The sequence below is a fragment of the Duganella sp. GW821-FHT07F09 genome, assembly GCF_059418705.1.
Map to the genome: position 1 here is coordinate 529,845 of NZ_JBWKQJ010000002.1, position 17,889 is coordinate 547,733.

At 67.2% G+C, this 17,889-nt stretch carries 16 protein-coding genes; 6 read left to right on the forward strand and 10 right to left on the reverse strand.

Features of this window, described 5'->3' with window-relative positions; translation table 11 throughout:
• Positions 1-7: 7 nt before the first annotated feature.
• From ccoS to AC07P1_RS07495, 8 genes are all read right to left on the reverse strand, one after another.
• The gene (gene ccoS / locus AC07P1_RS07460) at positions 8-193 is read right to left on the reverse strand and encodes a cbb3-type cytochrome oxidase assembly protein CcoS (RefSeq protein WP_494695175.1); all 186 of its coding nucleotides are present in this window, start codon (positions 191-193) and stop codon (positions 8-10) included.
• Positions 193-2,676 carry a heavy metal translocating P-type ATPase gene (locus AC07P1_RS07465; protein WP_494695176.1) on the reverse strand — a complete coding sequence of 828 codons (2,484 nt, stop codon included), beginning with the start codon at positions 2,674-2,676 and terminating at the stop codon, positions 193-195. The genes ccoS and AC07P1_RS07465 overlap by 1 nt, the downstream gene beginning before the upstream one ends.
• Positions 2,658-3,488: a sulfite exporter TauE/SafE family protein gene (locus AC07P1_RS07470; protein WP_494695373.1), complete on the reverse strand. Its 831-nt coding sequence runs from the start codon at positions 3,486-3,488 to the stop codon at positions 2,658-2,660. The genes AC07P1_RS07465 and AC07P1_RS07470 overlap by 19 nt, the downstream gene beginning before the upstream one ends.
• A 7-nt stretch (positions 3,489-3,495) precedes the next feature.
• Positions 3,496-4,959, reverse strand: coding sequence for an oxygen-independent coproporphyrinogen III oxidase (gene hemN, locus AC07P1_RS07475; protein ID WP_494695177.1), 1,464 nt, complete (start codon positions 4,957-4,959; stop codon positions 3,496-3,498).
• 14 nt (positions 4,960-4,973) lie between these two features.
• On the reverse strand, positions 4,974-6,626 hold the full coding sequence (locus tag AC07P1_RS07480) for a methyl-accepting chemotaxis protein (protein WP_494695178.1): 1,653 nt from the start codon (positions 6,624-6,626) through the stop codon (positions 4,974-4,976).
• Positions 6,627-6,737: 111 nt separating this feature from the next.
• Positions 6,738-8,867, reverse strand: a complete 2,130-nt coding sequence (locus tag AC07P1_RS07485; RefSeq protein WP_494695179.1) for an EAL domain-containing protein — start codon at positions 8,865-8,867, stop codon at positions 6,738-6,740.
• Positions 8,868-8,942: 75 nt separating this feature from the next.
• Entirely contained in the window at positions 8,943-9,371 is a 429-nt protein-coding gene (gene yiaA / locus AC07P1_RS07490) for an inner membrane protein YiaA (protein WP_494695180.1), read from the reverse strand.
• A gap of 71 nt (positions 9,372-9,442) precedes the next feature.
• Positions 9,443-10,375: a DUF808 domain-containing protein gene (locus AC07P1_RS07495; RefSeq protein WP_494695181.1), complete on the reverse strand. Its 933-nt coding sequence runs from the start codon at positions 10,373-10,375 to the stop codon at positions 9,443-9,445.
• A gap of 172 nt (positions 10,376-10,547) precedes the next feature.
• Here AC07P1_RS07495 and AC07P1_RS07500 point away from each other — a divergent pair, with 172 nt between their 5' ends.
• Together AC07P1_RS07500 and AC07P1_RS07505 are read left to right on the forward strand one after the other, a co-directional pair.
• Positions 10,548-11,189 (forward strand): LysE family transporter, encoded by a 642-nt coding sequence (locus AC07P1_RS07500; protein ID WP_494695182.1) that lies wholly within the window; start codon positions 10,548-10,550, stop codon positions 11,187-11,189.
• 104 nt (positions 11,190-11,293) lie between these two features.
• Entirely contained in the window at positions 11,294-13,285 is a 1,992-nt protein-coding gene (locus AC07P1_RS07505) for a DUF6600 domain-containing protein (protein WP_494695183.1), read from the forward strand.
• A 262-nt stretch (positions 13,286-13,547) separates the two neighbouring features.
• Here the strand turns inward: AC07P1_RS07505 and AC07P1_RS07510 are convergent, their stop codons facing one another.
• A complete protein-coding gene (locus AC07P1_RS07510; protein ID WP_494695184.1) occupies positions 13,548-14,039 on the reverse strand; it encodes a phage regulatory CII family protein in 492 nt (163 codons plus the stop codon).
• 86 nt (positions 14,040-14,125) lie between these two features.
• Between AC07P1_RS07510 and AC07P1_RS07515 the strand changes: the two genes are divergently transcribed.
• The 4 genes from AC07P1_RS07515 to AC07P1_RS07530 all read left to right on the forward strand — a co-directional run bounded on the left by AC07P1_RS07515 (position 14,126) and on the right by AC07P1_RS07530 (position 16,977).
• Positions 14,126-14,995, forward strand: coding sequence for a hypothetical protein (locus AC07P1_RS07515; RefSeq protein ID WP_494695185.1), 870 nt, complete (start codon positions 14,126-14,128; stop codon positions 14,993-14,995).
• 1 nt (position 14,996) lies between these two features.
• Positions 14,997-15,782, forward strand: coding sequence for a DUF2491 family protein (locus AC07P1_RS07520; RefSeq protein WP_494695186.1), 786 nt, complete (start codon positions 14,997-14,999; stop codon positions 15,780-15,782).
• A 38-nt stretch (positions 15,783-15,820) separates the two neighbouring features.
• The gene (locus AC07P1_RS07525) at positions 15,821-16,612 is read left to right on the forward strand and encodes a hypothetical protein (RefSeq protein ID WP_494695187.1); all 792 of its coding nucleotides are present in this window, start codon (positions 15,821-15,823) and stop codon (positions 16,610-16,612) included.
• An 89-nt stretch (positions 16,613-16,701) separates the two neighbouring features.
• On the forward strand, positions 16,702-16,977 hold the full coding sequence (locus AC07P1_RS07530) for a DUF493 family protein (protein WP_315215811.1): 276 nt from the start codon (positions 16,702-16,704) through the stop codon (positions 16,975-16,977).
• Here the strand turns inward: AC07P1_RS07530 and gcvA are convergent.
• Entirely contained in the window at positions 16,970-17,872 is a 903-nt protein-coding gene (gcvA, locus tag AC07P1_RS07535; protein ID WP_494695188.1) for a transcriptional regulator GcvA, read from the reverse strand. The two genes, AC07P1_RS07530 and gcvA, sit on opposite strands and share 8 nt — an antisense overlap.
• Positions 17,873-17,889 lie beyond the last annotated feature (17 nt).

A 17,889-nucleotide genomic window follows, 5' to 3' on the forward strand; every position in this document is an offset into this window, starting at 1 on the left:
ATGTGGATCAAAATTTTCCGGATGGATCTTTTTCAGCGGCGTTTACTTTTGGCGAGTCGTCGTCCTGCAACACGCGCAGCGCGGGGCCGACCAGGTCGTCGAACTGGCCGTCGTCGGCGGCGTTGAAGAACACCCACAGCGCGGCGAACACCAGCGCCACGCTGAGTGGAACCAGCAGGAATAAGGCTTCCATCACATTTCCTTTTTTACACGCCCGCGCAGCCGCAGCGCGTTGAGCACCACCACGGCCGAGCTGGCCGCCATGCCGACGCCGGACAGCCAGGGATTGAGCAGTCCGACCGCCGCCGCCGGGATCGCCAGCAGGTTGTACACGCTGGCCCAGGCCAGGTTCTGGCGGATCACCGCCATGGTCCGGCGCGCCACGCGGGCGGTGTCGGCCACCGCGCCCAGGCGCCCGCCCAGCAGCACCGCGTCCGCGTGGGCCTGGGCCAGCGCCGCGCCCTCGCCCATCGCGAACGAGACGTCGGCCGCGCTCAGCACGGCGGCGTCGTTGATGCCGTCGCCGACCATCGCCACCACCGCGCCCTTCATTTGCAGCCCGCGCACGAAGGCGAGCTTTTCGTCGGGCAGGTAGCCGCCCACCGTGGTGCCGATGCCGAGCCGGTCGCCGACGCGGCGCGCCAGCACGTCGTGGTCGCCGCTGAGCAGCACCACCGTCTTGCCGGCCTGGCGGAAGTAATCGACGGTGGCCTGGGCGTCTGGCCGCAGCCCGTCGTGCAGTTGCAAGCAGGCCAGCCATTGACCGTCGGCGCCGAGGTAGACGGGTGTGGCGCCGTCGGCCACGATATGCGGCGGCACGGAGCCGCTCAGTTCGGCGACGAAGCCGGCGTTGCCGAGGCGGTAGCGGCGGTTGTGCACACGGCCTTCGACGCCGCGCCCCGCCGTTTCCGTCAGCGCCGTGGCGTGCCAGTCCGCGCGCGCACCGCCGCCCGCCTCGGTGGCGGCGCCGACGATGGCACGCGCCAGCGGGTGGCCGCTGCCGGCGTCGAGCGCGGCCGCCACCTGCAGGCAAAAGTCGTCGCGCATCGCCCCCAGCGCTTGAACGTCTTGCAGCACCGGCCGGCCGAAGGTCAGGGTGCCGGTTTTGTCGAACACTACGTGGGTGGCGCGGTGCAGGGTTTCCAGCGTTTGCGCCCCGCTCACCAGCACGCCCTGCGCGAGAAGGCGGTCGGTGGCGGCGGCCAGCGCCGTCGGCGTGGCCAGCGACAGCGCGCACGGGCATGACACCACCAGCACGGCGATGGCGATAGTCCAGGCGCGCGTGGCGTCGCCGTCGAGCCGGAACCAGAAGCCGAACGCCGCCAGCGCGAACACCAGCAGTCCGGCGACGAACCAGGCGGCGACCTTGTCGGCCCACAGCGCGATGCGCGGCTTGTCGCGCCCGGCGCGGTCGATCAGCTTGACCAGATTGGACAGCGTGCTGTCCTGCGCGCGGCGCGTCACCCTCGCCAGCACGACGGCGCCGGCGTTGATGGCGCCGCCGGGCAGCGCGTCGCCCGCCGCCTTGGCCACCGGCGCGCTTTCGCCGCTCAGCAGCGACAGGTCGAGCGTGGTGGCGCCGTCGACGATGACGCAGTCGGCGGCCACCGCCTCGCCCGGCTTGATCATGATGACGTTATCCACCAGCAGCGCGGCGGCCTTGACCAGGCTGGCGTCGCGGCTGGCGGGATAGCCGGCCAACAAGGTCGCCGAGGCGGGCAGCGCGTGCTGCAGGCGTTCGAGCGCGGCGCCGGCCTTGCGGCGCGCGCGTAACTCCAGGTGGCGGCTGCACAGCAGCAGGAAGATGAACATCGTCACCGAATCGAACCAGACGTCGCCTTGTCCGCGCACGGTGGCCACGACGCTGGCGCCGAAGGCGGCGGCGATGCCCAGCGCCACCGGCACGTCCATGCCGGGCGCATGGGCTTTTATGCTGTTCCAGGCGCCGCGCCAGAACGGCTGCGCCGAGTAGCAGATCGCTGGCAGGGTCAGCAGCAGACTGGCCCAGCGCATCAGCGCGGCCATGCCGTCGTCCAACGTGCCGTCCTCGGCCAGATAGGCCGGCGCCACATACATCATCACCTGCATCATCGATAGTCCGGCGACAAACAGCTGGCGGCCGAGGGTGCGGGCGGCCTTGCGCCGCTGTTCGCCGTGGCGGCCCGCGTCATACGGGTAGGCGCTGTAGCCGATGGTGTGCAGCGCGGTCAGGATATCGGCCGGCCGGCAAGCGTCCGGACGCCAGCGCACGTACAGGCGCTCGGTGGCGACATTGAGCTGGGCGCTGTCGACGCCGGGCAGGCGCGCCAGCCGGCTTTCGATCAGCCACACGCAGGCGGCGCAGCGGATGCCGTCGACCGACAAGGTGGTCTCGCGGCTGTGCTCGTCGAGCGCGAAGCGGGGATCGGCGTTGTCGTACAGTTGCAGTTCCGGCGGCAGCAGTTGCGCGCCTTCGGCGGTGGCGGCGAAGGCCGAGCGGTCGCGGTAGTAGGATTGCTGGCCGAGATCGACGATCGCTTGCGCCACCGCCGCGCAGCCGGGGCAGCACATCGCGCGGTCGGTGTCGTCGATGCGCACGGTCCAGGCGCCCGGGGCGGAGGCCGAGGACGGCATGGGCAGGCCGCAGTGGTAGCAGGCGGCGCTGGCCGTGCCGCCGGCTAGTGTGGCGTCAGGCATAGGATATCCACCCAGGCGGACGTGATGGCGTGCCCGGCGACCACGCCGGCCGCGCGCGCGATGCCGAGCAGGCCGAATGCCAGCACCAGCAGGCCGCAGGCGATGCGCACCTGGCGTTGCTGCATGGTCCGGCGCAGTCCCGCGCCAAGCAGGCCGAGGCCGGTCAGCATCGGCAAGGTGCCGAGGCCGAAGGCCAGCATGACGGCCGCGCCGCTGGCGGCGTCGCCGCTCAGCATGGCGGTCAGCAGCACGCTGTAGACCATGCCGCACGGCAGCCAGCCCCACAGCGCGCCCAGCGCGAACGCCTGGTGCGGCCGGTCGGCCGGCATCAGCGTTTTCATCGCCGGCGCCATCCACGGCTGGGCGCGCTGCCACAGCACGCGGCCGGCCTGCTCCAGTTTGGTCAGGCCGTGCCAGGCGTTCATCAGGTACAGGCCCAGCGCGACGAGCATCAGGTTGGCCAGCCAGTAGAAGCCCAGCTGCAGGCCGGCCAGGGTGGCCAGGCTTTGCGCGCCGTTCGCCAGGCCGCCGGCCAGCGCGCCGGCCAGCATGTAGCTGCCGATGCGGCCGGCGTTGTAGGCCAGCACGCGCGGGATCGCCCGCGCCGCCGCCGCCGGTCGCGGGATGAACGCCGCCGCCGGGCCGCCGGCGAACCTGGTTGCGCTTTGGATCGGGATGACGTTGCGCGGCAAGGCGGCCGGGCCGCCGGCGCTGGCCGAGATGGCGCCGACGATGCCGCCGCACATGCCGACGCAATGGATGCTGCCGGCCAATCCGACCAGGAATACGGGCAGCAGCTGGTAGCCGGTGATCATGGTGTCAAATGGTCTTGGAGTAGCGCAGCGGCTGCGTGGTGTCGGCGCGCGCCAGCGTCAGATAGCGGTCGAACACCATGCAGATATTGCGGATCAGCAGGCGGCCCTTGGCGGTGACGCTGATCCAGTGCGCGTCGACGGTCAGCAGGCCGTCGGCCTCGAAGGCTTTCAGCTTTTCCAGCTCGTCGGCGAAGTACAGCGGGAAGCGGATCGGATAGGCCTGCTCCAGCGACGAGATCGACAGCTCGAAATTGCACATCAGTTTTTGGATGACGATGCGGCGCAGCAGGTCGTCGGTGTCGAGCTTGATGCCGCGCGTGATCGGCAGCACGCCGTTGTCGAGCTTTTCATAGTACGCGTCGAGCGTCTTTTCGTTCTGGCTGTAGGTGGCGCCAACGGCGCTGATGGCCGACACGCCGCAGGCGATCAGATCGGTCTCGGCGCGCGTCGAGTAGCCCTGGAAATTGCGCTGCAGCCGGCCCTGGCGCTGGGCCACGGCTAGTTCGTCGTCCGGCTTGGCGAAGTGGTCCATGCCGATGTAGACGTAGCCGGCCGCGCCCAGGCGCGCGATGCACAAGGCCAGCAGCTCCAGTTTGACTGCGGCGCCGGGCAAGTCCGTGTCGAGGATGCGGCGCTGCGGCTTGAACAGGTGTGGCAGGTGCGCGTAGTTGTACAGCGCGATGCGGTCCGGGCTGGCGGCGGTCACCTTGGCCAGCGTTTGCTCCATGCTGGCGATGGATTGCTTCGGCAGGCCGTAGATCAGATCGATGCTGACCGAGCGGAAGCCGGCGTCGCGCGCGGCGTCGATGACGGCGCGCGTTTCGGCCTCCGGCTGGATGCGGTTGACGGCCTTTTGCACATCGGCGTCGAAGTCCTGCACGCCCAGGCTGATGCGGTTGAAGCCTTGCGCGCGCAGGCTGTGCACGCGCTCGGGGCTGACGGTGCGCGGATCGATCTCGATCGAGTACTCGCCCAGCGCGTCCGGCGCGAACTCGAAATTGGCGCGCAGGTGCGCCATCAGGTCGCCCATCTGGCGGTCGCTCAGGTAGGTCGGCGTGCCGCCGCCGAAGTGCAGCTGCTCGAGTTGGCCGATGCCGGCGAACAACCGGCCCTGCATGTCGAGCTCCTGCTTGAGGTAGCCGAGGTAGGTGGCGGCCTTGCCGTGGTCCCTGGTGACGATCTTGTTGCAGCCGCAGTAGTAGCAGACGGTGTCGCAGAAAGGGATGTGGATGTAGAGCGACAAGGGCCGCTGGCTGCGGCGCATGCGCAGGCCGGCCACCGCCTCGAGGAACTGGCCGTAGCCGAACTCTTGTGTGAAGCGGTCGGCGGTCGGGTACGAGGTGTAGCGCGGCCCCGACTGGCTCAGCTTGCCGATAATGGCGGCGTCGAATTCGACCGTGGGAAAGGCGGCGCCGACGCCGGCGTGGTCGGGACCGGCGTTGTTGCCGGCATTGGGGCTGGTATGCATGGTCGCGACCGTTCTCACGCGGCCAGGCGCGCGGCCGGCGGCGCTTTGCGGGCCGGGCGCGTGGTTGGCCGGGCCGGCGTGGCGCGGCCGAACTTGAACAGGCTGACCGCCTGCGTCAGGCCGCCCGCCTCCAACGCCAGGCTGGCGGTGGCGGCGGCCGCCTCCTCGACCAGCGCGGCGTTCTGTTGCGTGACCTGGTCCATGTGGGCGATGGCCGAGTTGACCTGGTCGACGCCGATGCTCTGCTCGCGCGAGGCGACCGAGATCTCCTCCATGATGGCCGTCACCTGCCGTACCGAGGCCACCACCTGCTTCATGGTGGCGCCGGCGCGGTCGACCTGCACCATGCCGGCGCCGACCTTGCCGACGGAAATATCGATCAGGTTCTTGATGTCTTTGGCGGCGGTTGCGCTGCGCTGGGCCAGGTTGCGCACCTCGCCGGCGACGACCGCGAAGCCGCGTCCCTGCTCGCCGGCCCGGGCCGCCTCGACGGCGGCGTTGAGCGCCAGGATGTTGGTCTGGAAGGCGATGCCCTCGATCAGGCCGATGATGTCGACGATCTTGCGCGAGGAATTGTTGATCTCGTCCATGGTGGCGATGACGTCGGCGACGATCTCGCCGCCGTGCACCGCCACCGTCGCGGCGTTCCGCGCCAGCGCGTTGGCCTGGGCCGAGTTGTCGGCGTTTTGCTTGACGGTCGACGAGAACTGTTCGATGCTCGACGCCGTCTCCTCCAGGCTGGCCGCCTGCGCCTCGGTGCGGCCGGACAGGTCGGCGTTGCCGGCGGCGATCTGGCGCGTGGCCACGGCCATCGTCTCGACGTTGACGCGGACGTCGCGGATGGTGGCGATCAGGTTGCTGTTCATTTGCTGCAGCGCGCGCAGCAGCTGGCCCACCTCGTCGGTGGACTCGGTGTCGAAGCTGCCCGACGACAGGTCGCCGGCGGCGATGGCGCGGGCGCCGTGCAGCGCGCGGCCGAGCGGTTGCAGCACCGACACGCGCAGGGTGTACCACAGGAACACGTTGATCAGCAGGCCGACGAAGGTGGCGCCGAAGATGGCATAGCTGTGGCCGCCGCCGCCGCTCATCAGCGCGGCCGCGCAGACGATCACCTGCAACACGTTGACCACGCTGGTGGCCAGCCACACGCGCATCGCCAGCGAGACATGGCCCAGGCGCGCGAACAGGTTGCCGACGCCGGGGCGGATCACCTGGCCGTTCTTGATGCGGATGCCGTGGCCTTGCCTGGCGCCGATGTCGCGGTAGGCCTGCTCGGCCCTGGCGATCTGCTCGCGCCCGGCCTTGACGCGCACCGACATGTAGCCGGTGGTCTTGCCGTTTTCGCGGATGGGGGTGATGTTGGCGCGCACCCAGTAGTGGTCGCCGTTTTTGCAGCGGTTCTTGACGATGCCGGTCCACGGCATGCCGGACTGGATCGAGGCCCACAGGTCGGCGAAGGCCTCGGCCGGCATGTCCGGATGGCGCAGGATGTTTTGCGGCGCGCCCAGCAACTCGGCCTCGGCGTAGCCGCTGATCTGCGTGAAGTAGGGGTTTACATAGGTAATGTTGCCCCTTAGATCAGTTTTCGAGACGATGGCCTGGTCGTCGAGGACGTCCACTTCACGCTGGGTGACGGGTGGCCTGTTGTGGGATTGGTTGTTGCGCATCACGTAGCTCCGGCTGAATTGTTGCTCTATCACAATAGATGCAGCCAGTGTACGGAGTGACGCCGCAAATTTTATTGATGTAGATCAAAATTCCCCGGATTGCCGGTCGCCCTATTCCACGCTCAGCGGGCGCAGCCGGCCGACCGCGTAGCCCTGCGCGTAGTCCACGCCCAGTTCGCGCACCACCGCCAGGGTGTTGTCGTCCTCCACATATTCTGCCACGGTGCAGATGCCCATCACGTGGCCGACCTCGTTGATGGCCTTGACCATCGCGCGGTTGACGCTGTTGGTGGCGATGTCGCGGATGAACACGCCGTCGATCTTGAGGAAGTCGACCGGCAGTGCCTTCAGGTAGGCGAACGACGACAGGCCGCTGCCGAAGTCGTCGAGCGCGAAACGGCAGCCGAGCGCCTTGAGCCGGGTCATGAAGTCCTGCGCCTTGATCAGGTTGGCGATAACGGCCGTCTCGGTGATCTCGAAACAGATCTGGTCCGGGGCGACGCTGTGCTCGGCGAATTGCTCGATGATGTAGTCGTGCAAGCCCTCGTCGCCCAGCGAGGTGCCCGACAGGTTGATCGAATACCGCCCGGAATACGACGCCCGTGCGGGCGGTCGCGCGCCGTCCGCGTCCGCGTCCGGGGTCGCGTCCGCCGCCGCCGCACCGTCGCGCACGGTACGCACGTGGCGGCACACGGCGCGGATCACCCAGCGGTCGATCGCGGCCATCATGTCGTAGCGTTCGGCGGCCGGGATGAAGGCGCCGGGCAGTATCAGCTCGCCTTGGCCGGGCTGGATGCGGATCAATACCTCGTCATGCACCTCGCCGCGCGGGCCAAGGCCGACGATGGGCTGGGCGTACAACCGGAAATGCTGGTTCTCGAACGCCTCGTTCAGGCGCGACACCCATTGCATCTCGCCCTGGTGGCGCGCCAGGCGCAGGTCGGACTCCTGGTACAGGTGCACGCGGTTGCGGCCGCGCTCCTTGGCCAGGTAGCACGCCTGGTCGGCCGCGATCAGCAGCTCGGTCATCGATTTGCTGTGGCGGTTGATCTCGACGACGCCGACGCTCATGCCCAGCTCGAACGTGCGGTTGTGCCACACGAAGCGGAAATTCTTGACCGACTGGCGGATGCCGTCGGCCACCAGCAGGGCCTGGTCCGGCGGGCAGTGCGGCAGCAGCACGCCCAGCTCGTCGCCGCCGAGGCGGGCCAGGATGTCGCTGTCGCGCATCTCCGTTTGCAGCATCTTGGCCAACAGTTGCAGCAGCAGGTCGCCGGCGCTGTGGCCGCAGGTGTCGTTGACGATCTTGAACTGGTCCAGGTCCATGTACAGCAGCGCGTGCACATGGTCGTCCTCCTTGGCGCTGTGCAGCGCGTTGGCGATCTGCGTCTCGAACTCGCGCCGGTTGATCAGGCCGGTGAGCATGTCGTGGCTGGCGTTCCACGACAGCTGCTTGCTCAGCTTGCGCTCGTGGCTGACGTCGCGGAACACCACCACCGCGCCCAGCAGTTCGCCCTTGTCGGACCAGATCGGCGCGGCCGATTCCTTGACGGCGATGCGGCGCCCCTCGCGCGTGATCAGCTGGTTTTGCGACGGCATGTTGATGGTTTGCCGCAGGCGCAGGCATTGCAGCGCCGCGTGCTCGGCCAGCGGCGCGCCGTCGTCGCCGATCAGCGGCAAGGTGGTGCCGATGTCCAGGCCGCGCGCCTCGTCGTTGCTCCAGCCGGTCAGTTGTTCGGCGATACGGTTCAGATACTGGGTCTTGCCGTGTTCGTCGGTGGTGATGACGCCCTCGCCGATCGAGCGCAGGGTGACGGCGGCCCGCTCGCGCTCGCGCGCGGCGTCCTGTTCGATCCGCTTGCGTTCGGTGATGTCCCAGACGATGCCGAGCGTGCCGGTGGGATCGCCGCGCTCGTCGTAGAACACGTGCGCCTTGGCGGCCAGCCAGTGCTGGCTGCTGTCCTGCCAGACCACGCGGTACTGGACGTCGTAGCCCGAGTCGCAATCGACCGCCTCTTGCATGGTGTTGAGCAGGCGGTCGCGGTCCTCGGAATCGACGAATTGCAGGAAGTGTGAGAAAGGCTGGGCCAGATCGCCGGGGGGCAGTCCCAGCAAACCCGCGCCCCAGCCTACCCAATTGACGATGCTGTTGATGACCGTCCCATCGGTGATGTTCGAATCCCATATGGCCATGCGCGCGGCATCGAGCGCCATGCGCAGGTGGCGCTGAATGATATCCATACCTCTTTTGCTCCAAAAGCCAGGCTTACAGCCATTAGAACGGAGGCGAGCGCGAAAGTTCGGAAGAAACGCGGATTATTTCAGGTCGACCGGGCCGGCGGCCTGTTGTTTGACGGCGCTGATGTCGCGCACATTCTTTTGCACCGCCACCGCGCCGAACAGGCTTAACAGGAACGACATGGCGTAGAAGCCTTTTTCGCTCATGGCCAGGGTCGCGTTCATCAGGCCGACGGTCAACAGCAACAAGGTCAGGATCAGCGACAGCCAGCACAGGCCGAAATACAGGCCGCTGACGGGGATGCCTTCGGCGCGGTCGCGCACCGATTTCTGCAGCGAGACGGCGGCGAACAGGCCGTACATCAGGATGGTGAAGTAATAGCCTTTTTCGTTGAGCGCCATGGTGGCGTTCCACAGGCCGATCATGAAGCTGCAGGCGCCGGCCAGCAGGGCGATCCAGGAGGCGGCGACGAAGGCGGGGGTGGGACCGAGTTGGGGCTGAGCCATGTGTACTCCTAGCTGGTTGAAGGCGGCGCCGGGGCGGCGCGCGCCTGTGCATCGTACCAGAAGCGCCGGGGCTATTTCTTGAACGAGCGCAACATTTTGCCGCCGATGGTGACCACCACCAGCGCCAGCGCGCCGGCGATGACGCCGGCCACGGCGTCGATCACGCTGGGGGTGATGAAGCCCAGCACCGGTCCCAGGGCCGGGACCGCCGCCGCCGCCTCGGTGGCGTGGTGGACGATGTCGTGCGCGCCCGGCGTGCCGTGCACCAGGATGCCGCCGCCGACCATGAACATGGCGGCCGTGCCGACCACCGACAGCAGCTTCATCAGCCGTGGCGCGGCCGCCAGCAGCACGGCGCCGAGCGCGCGGGCGGCGCCGTTGGCGCGCTGGCTCAGGTACAGGCCGGCGTCGTCCATCTTGACGATGGCGGCGACGATGCCGTACACGCCCACCGTCATCAGCAGCGCGATGCTGACCACCACCATCGCCTGCTTGGTGAACGGCTCGGCCGCCACCGTGCCCAGCGCGATGACGATGATCTCGGCCGAGAGGATGAAGTCGGTGCGCACCGCGCCCTTGATCTTGTCCTTTTCGATGGCCACCATGTCGGCGTTCGGGTCGCTGAGCGCGGCGGCCAGTTCCTCCTTGTGCCGCTCGTTCTCTTCCTTGTGCATGATGCCGTGGGCGATCTTTTCGAAGCCCTCGAAGCACAGGTAGAGGCCGCCGATCATCAGCAGCGGCGTGATGGCGGCGGGGAAGAAGGCGCTGATCGCCAGCGCGGCCGGCACCAGGATGGCCTTGTTCTTCAGCGAACCGAGCGCCACCGCCCACACCACGGGCAATTCGCGGTCGGCGCGCACGCCGGCCACTTGCTGCGCGTTCAGCGCCAGATCGTCGCCCAGCACGCCGGCGGTTTTCTTGGCCGCCACCTTGCTCATCAGGGCGACGTCGTCGAGGATGGTGGCGATGTCGTCGATCAGCGCGAACAGACTGGAGCCGGCCATCTCAGCGGCTCCCTTGCGGGGTTGGGGTGGTCGTGTGGGTCATGGGATGTCCTTGGTAGCGAGCAATATTAAAGGAGCAATATTAACCCAGAGGCAGGGCGCGGCGATATGGCTTCGCAGCTACAATGTGCGTTGCCGCGCAGCGCCGCTGCGTTTTAACCATGGAATGACTATGAGTTTTGCCACCTGGATGGGGTTTTTCATCGCCGCCTGTATCATCGCCGTGTCGCCCGGCTCGGGCGCGGTGCTGTCGATGTCGCACGGCTTGTCGTACGGCGTGCGCCGTGCCAGCAGCACCATATTCGGTCTGCAGACCGGCCTGCTGCTGGTGTTTTTCATCGCCGGCGCCGGGGTCGGCTCGCTGCTGCTGGCGTCCGAGCTGGCGTTCAACGTCGTCAAAACGGTGGGCGCGCTGTACCTGATTTACCTGGGCCTGAGCCAGTGGCGCGCCAAGGTGACCATCGGCGAGCAGCAAAACCAGGCCGCCGTGGCCGTGCCGTCGGCGCGCAAGCGCTTTTTGACGGGATTCCTGACCAACGCCACCAATCCCAAGGGCATCATCTTCATGGTGGCGGTGCTGCCGCAGTTTATCAATCAGCATGCGCCCTTGCTGCCGCAATTGCTGATCCTGGCGGCGACGATGTGCTGCATCGATCTGGTGGTGATGCACAGCTACGCCTACCTGGCGTCGTCGATGCAGCGCTTTTTCCGCGACGCCGGCGCCGTCAAGAAGCAGAACCGGGTGTTCGGCGGCTTGCTGATGGGCGTGGGCGCGGCGCTGTTCTTCGTCAAGCGGGGCGGCGCTACCACCTGAGGCACCATCACCTGAGGTATGATTTACTTTGCAATTATTTGTAACCCCGGTAGTCGAATCGCGGCCTGCGGCGTTATAGGTGGAGTAAATAGAGGAGCGCAGCCATGAGCCGCAAGATCATCCCGTCCGTCGTGCTGGCCTTCCTGGCCGGTTTCAGTTCCCTTGCATTGGCCGACCCGCCCGCCGTGGTGGGGCGGATTTCGGCCGTCCAGGGCCAGGTGACCCTGGTGAGCAGCGATCCCGACGGCGACAGCGAACCGGTCGCCGCCTCGCTGAACTGGCCGGTGACCGGCGCCAACCATATCAATACCGCCAGCGGCGCGCGCACCGAATTCCGGGTCGGCTCGACGGCGGTGCGGCTGGATGGCGATTCCGACCTGGAAATCACCGACATGGACGAGGATTTGCTGCGGCTGCGCCTCAATTACGGCAGCGTCAGCATCCGCGTGCGCAGTCCCGAGCTGCTGCGCGACTTCGAGCTGACCACGCCGCAGGCGCGCGTCACGATGATCGAGCCGGGCTTGCTGCGGGTCGACGTCGAGCGCGTCGCCGACACCAGCCAGGTCAGCGTGATGGGCGGCAGCGCCCGGGTCGAGGGCGCCGGTTCGTCGGTGGTGGTGAGCAACGGCCGCCAGGTCGACATCAGCGGCGGCGACGTGCGCACCGGCGTGGCGCGGCGCGACGGCTTCGACGTCTGGGCCGACGAGCGCGACCGGCAGTCGGAGGCCGTGGTGACGTCGCGCTATGTGTCGAGCGGCATCACCGGCTACGAGGAGCTGGACCGCAACGGCAGCTGGACCGAGAGCGCCGAATACGGCCCGCTGTGGGCGCCGCGCAATGTCGCGGTCGACTGGGCGCCCTACCGCGACGGCCGCTGGACCTGGCTGGCGCCGTGGGGCTGGACCTGGGTCGACAATGCCCCGTGGGGCTACGCGCCGTCGCATTACGGGCGCTGGGTGACGGTCAACCGCCGCTGGTTCTGGGCGCCGGGCCGTCCGGTCGGGCGTCCCGTGTGGGCGCCGGCGCTGGTCGGCTGGGTCGGCGGCGACGGTTTCTCGCACCATCGCGGCCCCGGCCTGGGCTGGTTTCCGCTGTCGCCGCGCGAGCGCTACGTGCCGAACTACCGGGTCTCGAACAATTACGAGAACCGCATGACGTGGCACTACAACGGCAAGCCATACCGGCCACGCGCCGACCGGCCGGACCGCCGCGACGGCGTGACGATGTTGCCGCGTGATCAATTCGAGGGACGTCATACGGTGCCGGTCAATCGCGGCGGGGCGGTGATCCCGCCGGCCAACCTGGTCAAGAACGCGGTGACGGTGGCGCCCCCGGCGCCGGGCATGAGCACGCGGGTGGGCGATCCCGGCCGGCGGGGCTGGCCGGATCGCGACGGCGACGGCCGCCCGGACCGCTACGGGCGCAACGACCGCAATGACCGGAATGACCGCAGCGATCGTTTCGAGCGCAACACCGGCCAGCAGCCGGGACGGGTGATCACCGCGCCGTCGCAGCCCCAGCCGCAAGTGCAAATCGGGCAGGGGCGTCCGCAGACCACCACCACGCTCGCTCCGGGGCAGTTCGGCACGCCGAACGCGCCGGCGCAAACGATCAATCCGAACGACGTGGCGATCGAGCTGCGGCCGGGTTACCGTCCGCGCCCGCAGACTTCGGTGCAGCAGCCGGGCGTGATGCCGGCGCCGATATTGCACGTCAACCCGAACCGCGACCGTTTCAATCGCGACGACGACAACGGCCGGCGGCCATCGCGTCAGCGCGACGATGTGCGGGAAGCGCGCGAGCGCGATCAGCGCGATCAGCGGCCGGCGTTCCAGCCGCAGCAACCGCCGCAGCAACCGCAGCCGCACCAGGTCCAGGTGCAACCGCAGCGGCCGCAGCCGCAGCCGTTCCAGGCGCCGCAGCAGCAGTTCCAGCCGGCGCCGCGTCCATCGCCGCCGCCGCAGGTGCACCAGCCCCAGGTTCATCAACCCCAGCCGCAAGCGCAGCCGCAGCCGCGTCCCCAACCGGCGCAACGCAACGAGGGGCAAAACCAGGGCCGCAACAACGGCAACCGGCCGACGCACAACCAGCAGTGAGCGACGGTTTAAACCGGAAAATAGCAGTTCAGGCAGCAAAAAATGCAGTTCGTCACAATCGGCTGGAAGTGGTCCGCCGCTTTGCATAGAGTAGCAACATTGCAAAACGGTGGCAGCGCGAAGACAAGGACGACAACGTCCGCCGCGCGGGGCCGTCGGGACCGCATCCATTTGCCCTGCTATTTTCTAGGTAATTCCCGAGAGAGAATAGTCTTCGCCAGCCTTCGGGCTGGCTTTTTTTTGCCCCCCGGAGTTGCTTTGGTTAGCCTGGGCTGCGGGCGGCTTTTTGGCGCAGGCGGGCGCGCCATTCTCCCAGCGCCGAGAGCGCGCCCTGGAATTCGCGTTCGATCAGATCGGCCTCGGCGGCCGTGACCTTGCCGTCCATTAGCGCCGTCGAGACTGCTTCGGCCACCGATCCCACCTGACTCATCACCTTGCAGACCGTTTGCGACAGGTCGTCGTCGCCGATGTTTTCCGGCAGCGGGACGACGAACGCGGCCATGCCGTGGCGCGTCAGCAGCGCGTGCAGCGGCAAATGCGCGTCGGCCACGCCGGCGCGGTGGCACAGGTCGACCACCGCCGACACTTCCTCGAACGACGGATAGTGCGAGGCGATCGTCGGCGCCAGCTTGTTGCGCAGCACGTTGACCGAGATGCCCATCGCTTGCGCGAGCGCGTCGATGCCGCCGGGATAGCTGCGCGCCACCTTGTAGAGCGCGTCGTGTTGATTCATGTCCAGGTATTTGCGTGTCATGGTGAAGCGAGCCTTTTATTACCGATGCATCCGCCGCGATCGGGCGCTATGCTGCTTTTTATTCAACTTCTTTATGAAAAGACATCATGAAGCCCCTTCGATCCGTACTGTTGCTGAGCTTTTGCATTGCACTCGGCGCCAGCGCCCCGGCGCGAGCCGAGGCCAAGCCTTATTTTGGCACATCGTCAACGTACAAAAGTGGATTTTCTTCACAAAAAGGCAATGCCCAGAGGAGCCGGCCGTCGGCGCCGCCGGCCAACCGTCAAAGCGGTCCCGGCGCGTTCGGCAAGGCGCCCGGCTCGCCGGCATCCGCCTATCCGCGTAACAGCCCGGCGAATTCATCGGCGGCCTCGCGCGACCTCGACCGCAGCGCGGCGCAAGCCCGGGCGTTGAACAATCTGGAGGCCCGGCGCGCCGCCGAGCGCGCGCCGGCCCCGTTGCCACCGTTGAACGATACGCCGATGCGTCCGGCCCCGTCCTCCCAGCCGGATGCGACCGCGGCCCGCAACACCGCCACCGCGCCGCCCGGCTATCCGCCGCAGGTGATCGTGCAGCAGCCTTCCGGCAATAGCGGTTTGATGAGCGGCGTGGTGGGCTTCATGCTGGGACGTGCGATGAGCCAGGCCAACCAGCCGGTGGCCTACCCCACCTCTTCTACATCTTCGCCCCCGCCCGCCGCGACGACCTATCCGACCACGGCGGGCAGCGTGCCGCCGCCCATGCCAGCCATCAACCAGGCCGGCCAGATCACCGGCATGCCCGGCCTCGGCGATGCGCCGGCCGTCAATGCGCGCACGCCTGCGCCGCCTCAACCGTCGTTCGGCGCCAGCGTACTACGCTGGTTCGCCTGGCTGGGCCTGGTGAGCGGGATCGCCTGGGCGGCCGTGTTCGCGGTGCGCAAGATGCGCCGGCTGCGCGCGGCCCGACAGCCCCATTATTCATTCGAGAGGAATTGAGATGAGCTGGACGGACGCTTACAACTACCTGCGCAACGGCGTGGCCAAGCTGAGCGGGGCCGACGCGCCACGCACCGATCAGGACCTGCCGCTGGGGGCGCGCATCGGCAGCCTGGTGCGGTTGCAACAGTCTCCGCTGTTGGGCGCGCTTGCCAACGGTTCGCTGATCGCGATGCCGGACGCCGACGATAACCGCGTCGTCGCCGTATCGCAAATCCGCCTCAAGCAGACGGGCGGCCTGTATCGCTACTACCTGGACACGGGCGATGTGAACGAGAAGGAAAAGTTTTTGCAGGTGTACCAGAACGCCGGGGGCAAGGTGGCCGAGGTGATGTATTGCACCCAGCTGGCGCGCGTGATACCCGAGACCGTGGAAGACCAGGAGGCCTACATGGGCCTGGCCAACGCCGGCCTGGGCGACCGCAGCTACACCTTGTGGCGCGCACAGCTGGGCGACATCGGCTTGGACCAGTCCGATCTGGACCTGGTGTTCGGCAAAGACGAAGGCGTCGACTACTGGCGCGACGCCGGCAGCGACGACGAGGAATTCATCGCGCCCTTCTCCGGCACCGAAACCCGGATCGACAACCCGAGCGGCAGCCTCGGCTTGCGCCAGGAAATGTATTTCATGCCGTATGTGCGCCAGCTGCGCAACGGCGGCAGCGAATATTTGCTGATCACGACTGAGATCATCAGCAGCGTGAACGGCGATGCATCGAAACGCGGGATCCACGTGGACTTTGTCATTGGTATCCCGGTGGAGCAGGAACGCATCGTTATCCAATGATGCGCATTTTTAACGTTATTTTTAAAAGGAAGACTGACATGAGCAACTCGAATGGCTGGGGTTTGACCGCGCGCCTGATCTCCAAACACTTTGGCGCACTGGGCGACCGCGTGTCCGAGGCGATCGCCAATTTTGATCCGGAAACGGCGACCGAGGCCGACCGCGACCGTCTGGCCGACAGCCTGCGCGCCACCGCGCAAAAGCTGGCGGCCGCCCGCGCCTCCTTCGACAAGGAAGCGGCGGACGTCGTCAAGCTGCGCCAGCTGATCGCCACCGACGAGCAGGCCGCCGGCACCTTGGCCGACCGCCTGGCCTCCGGCAAGATCTCGGAGGCGACGATCACCCTGTTCTGCGACGAGCTGGAGGCCAACAAGCAGCGCATGCCGCAGGAGTTGCAGGAGGAGGCCGACGCCCGCCAGTACATGGACGAGCTGCAAACCATCGTCGACGCGCTCTCGAAGCAACTGGCCGAGTTCGATTCGGCGGCGAAGAAGGCGATGCAGGCGCTGGCCAGCGCGCGGGCCCAGCAGGATTTGCAGCAGCTGCGCGCCGAGCGCCAGGCCCAGCTGGCCGGCCTGTCGGGCATGCGCGGCAATTCGAGCGCCCTCAACGCGCTGACCCGCCGCGCGCAGGCCATCAACAACGAGGCGGCCGGCCTGAAGATCGTCACCGATATCGGCCAGCGTCCGTACCAGCAGGCGGCCGAGCTTGAAGCGATCCGCAAATCGGTCAGCCAGCCGGCCTTGGGCAATGAATCGGCGCTGGCGCGGCTGCAACGGCTGTCGGGCCAGCAAGCGGCCGCGCCGGCGCTGGAGCTGAGCAAATCGTAAGCCACGCGGCGGTTAGCGTGAATTCGCTACAATAGAGGCCGGCGGCATCGTGTTGGTGCCGCCGGTTTTTATTTTTGATTGGAATGAATATGCAAGCGATCCCGCCGTCAGAGTCCCTCATCGAATACCCGAGCGACTTCCCGATCAAGGTGATGGGGCCGACTCATATCGACTTCGCCCCGACCATCGTGCTGGTGGTGCAAAAGCACGACCCGGAATTCCACGAAGGAAAAATGGAAGTGCGGCCCTCGGCCAAGGGCAACTACACCGGCCTGACCGTGACCGTGCGCGCCGTCAGCCGCGAACAGCTCGACGCGCTGTATTCCGAACTGTCGGCCCATCCGATGGTGAAGATCGTCATGTAAGTTGCTGGCGCTGGAAGGCGGCTATCTCTTCCAGCAACCAGTTGCGAAACGCCACCACCTGCGGCCTGTTTGCCGAGGCGGCAGGCGCGACGAAGAAATACTCATCCGGGCAAGGCGTGGCGATATCGAATAGCCGCACCAGTTGCCCGGAGGCGATCTCCTGCATCGCCACCACATGGCGCACCAGCGCCACCCCGTTGCCGTCGGCGGCGGAGCGTATCAGCATCGACAAATCCTCGAACATCACGCCGCCCGATGGCTCGGCCATATCGACCCCGGCCGCCCGCAGCCATGGCGACCAAGGCTCGACCGAGCGTAGCAGTGTCTGTTGCGGCAGGTGTTGCGGCGTGGCCGGCAGGCCGCCATCGCGATAGTGGGGACTCACTACTGGATAGTAGACGTCGCCCATCAGCCGCTCCACCACCATGCCCGGATAGTTGCCCCGGCCAAAACGGATGCCGACATCGATGCCGTCGCGCGCCAGATCCTGCAGCTGCCCGCTCGACTGCAACACCACCTCTATATCGGGATGCAAGTCGATGAACCGGCCCAGCCGTGGCGCCAGCCAGCGCGCGGCGAACGACGGAATCGACGTCACCGTCAGCCGCTGGTTGACGCTGGCCGCGCGCATCGCATCGGCCGCGACGGCGATATCGGCGAACGATTTGCCTAAAAACTGGGCAAATTTGAGCGCGTCGCTGGTTATTTTCACTTGTCGGCCGTTACGCACGAACAGCGGCCTGCCCAATTCCTGTTCCAGCGCCCTGACCTGATGGCTGATCGCGCCATGCGTCAGATGCAATTCTTCCGCCGCCCGCGAGAAGTTCTCGTGCCGGGCCGCCGCCTCGAAGGCGCGCAAAGCGGAAAAATTGGGCAGGCGGCGGATGGCGCTCATCAGGTCGGCATGCTGTG

Bases quoted from the DNA above. Each gene is read 5' to 3' on its own strand.
- AC07P1_RS07525 (WP_494695187.1), top strand. From the start codon at position 15,821: ATGAGCAACTCGAATGGCTGGGGTTTGACCGCGCGCCTGATCTCCAAA.
- gcvA (WP_494695188.1), bottom strand. From the start codon at position 17,872: ATGAGCGCCATCCGCCGCCTGCCCAATTTTTCCGCTTTGCGCGCCTTC.
- AC07P1_RS07515 (WP_494695185.1), top strand. From the start codon at position 14,126: ATGAAGCCCCTTCGATCCGTACTGTTGCTGAGCTTTTGCATTGCACTC.
- AC07P1_RS07505 (WP_494695183.1), top strand. From the start codon at position 11,294: ATGAGCCGCAAGATCATCCCGTCCGTCGTGCTGGCCTTCCTGGCCGGT.
- AC07P1_RS07485 (WP_494695179.1), bottom strand. From the start codon at position 8,867: ATGGATATCATTCAGCGCCACCTGCGCATGGCGCTCGATGCCGCGCGC.
- AC07P1_RS07520 (WP_494695186.1), top strand. From the start codon at position 14,997: ATGAGCTGGACGGACGCTTACAACTACCTGCGCAACGGCGTGGCCAAG.
- AC07P1_RS07495 (WP_494695181.1), bottom strand. From the start codon at position 10,375: ATGGCCGGCTCCAGTCTGTTCGCGCTGATCGACGACATCGCCACCATC.
- ccoS (WP_494695175.1), bottom strand. From the start codon at position 193: ATGGAAGCCTTATTCCTGCTGGTTCCACTCAGCGTGGCGCTGGTGTTC.
- yiaA (WP_494695180.1), bottom strand. From the start codon at position 9,371: ATGGCTCAGCCCCAACTCGGTCCCACCCCCGCCTTCGTCGCCGCCTCC.
- AC07P1_RS07530 (WP_315215811.1), top strand. From the start codon at position 16,702: ATGCAAGCGATCCCGCCGTCAGAGTCCCTCATCGAATACCCGAGCGAC.
- hemN (WP_494695177.1), bottom strand. From the start codon at position 4,959: ATGCATACCAGCCCCAATGCCGGCAACAACGCCGGTCCCGACCACGCC.
- AC07P1_RS07500 (WP_494695182.1), top strand. From the start codon at position 10,548: ATGAGTTTTGCCACCTGGATGGGGTTTTTCATCGCCGCCTGTATCATC.
- AC07P1_RS07510 (WP_494695184.1), bottom strand. From the start codon at position 14,039: ATGACACGCAAATACCTGGACATGAATCAACACGACGCGCTCTACAAG.
- AC07P1_RS07465 (WP_494695176.1), bottom strand. From the start codon at position 2,676: ATGCCTGACGCCACACTAGCCGGCGGCACGGCCAGCGCCGCCTGCTAC.
- AC07P1_RS07480 (WP_494695178.1), bottom strand. From the start codon at position 6,626: ATGCGCAACAACCAATCCCACAACAGGCCACCCGTCACCCAGCGTGAA.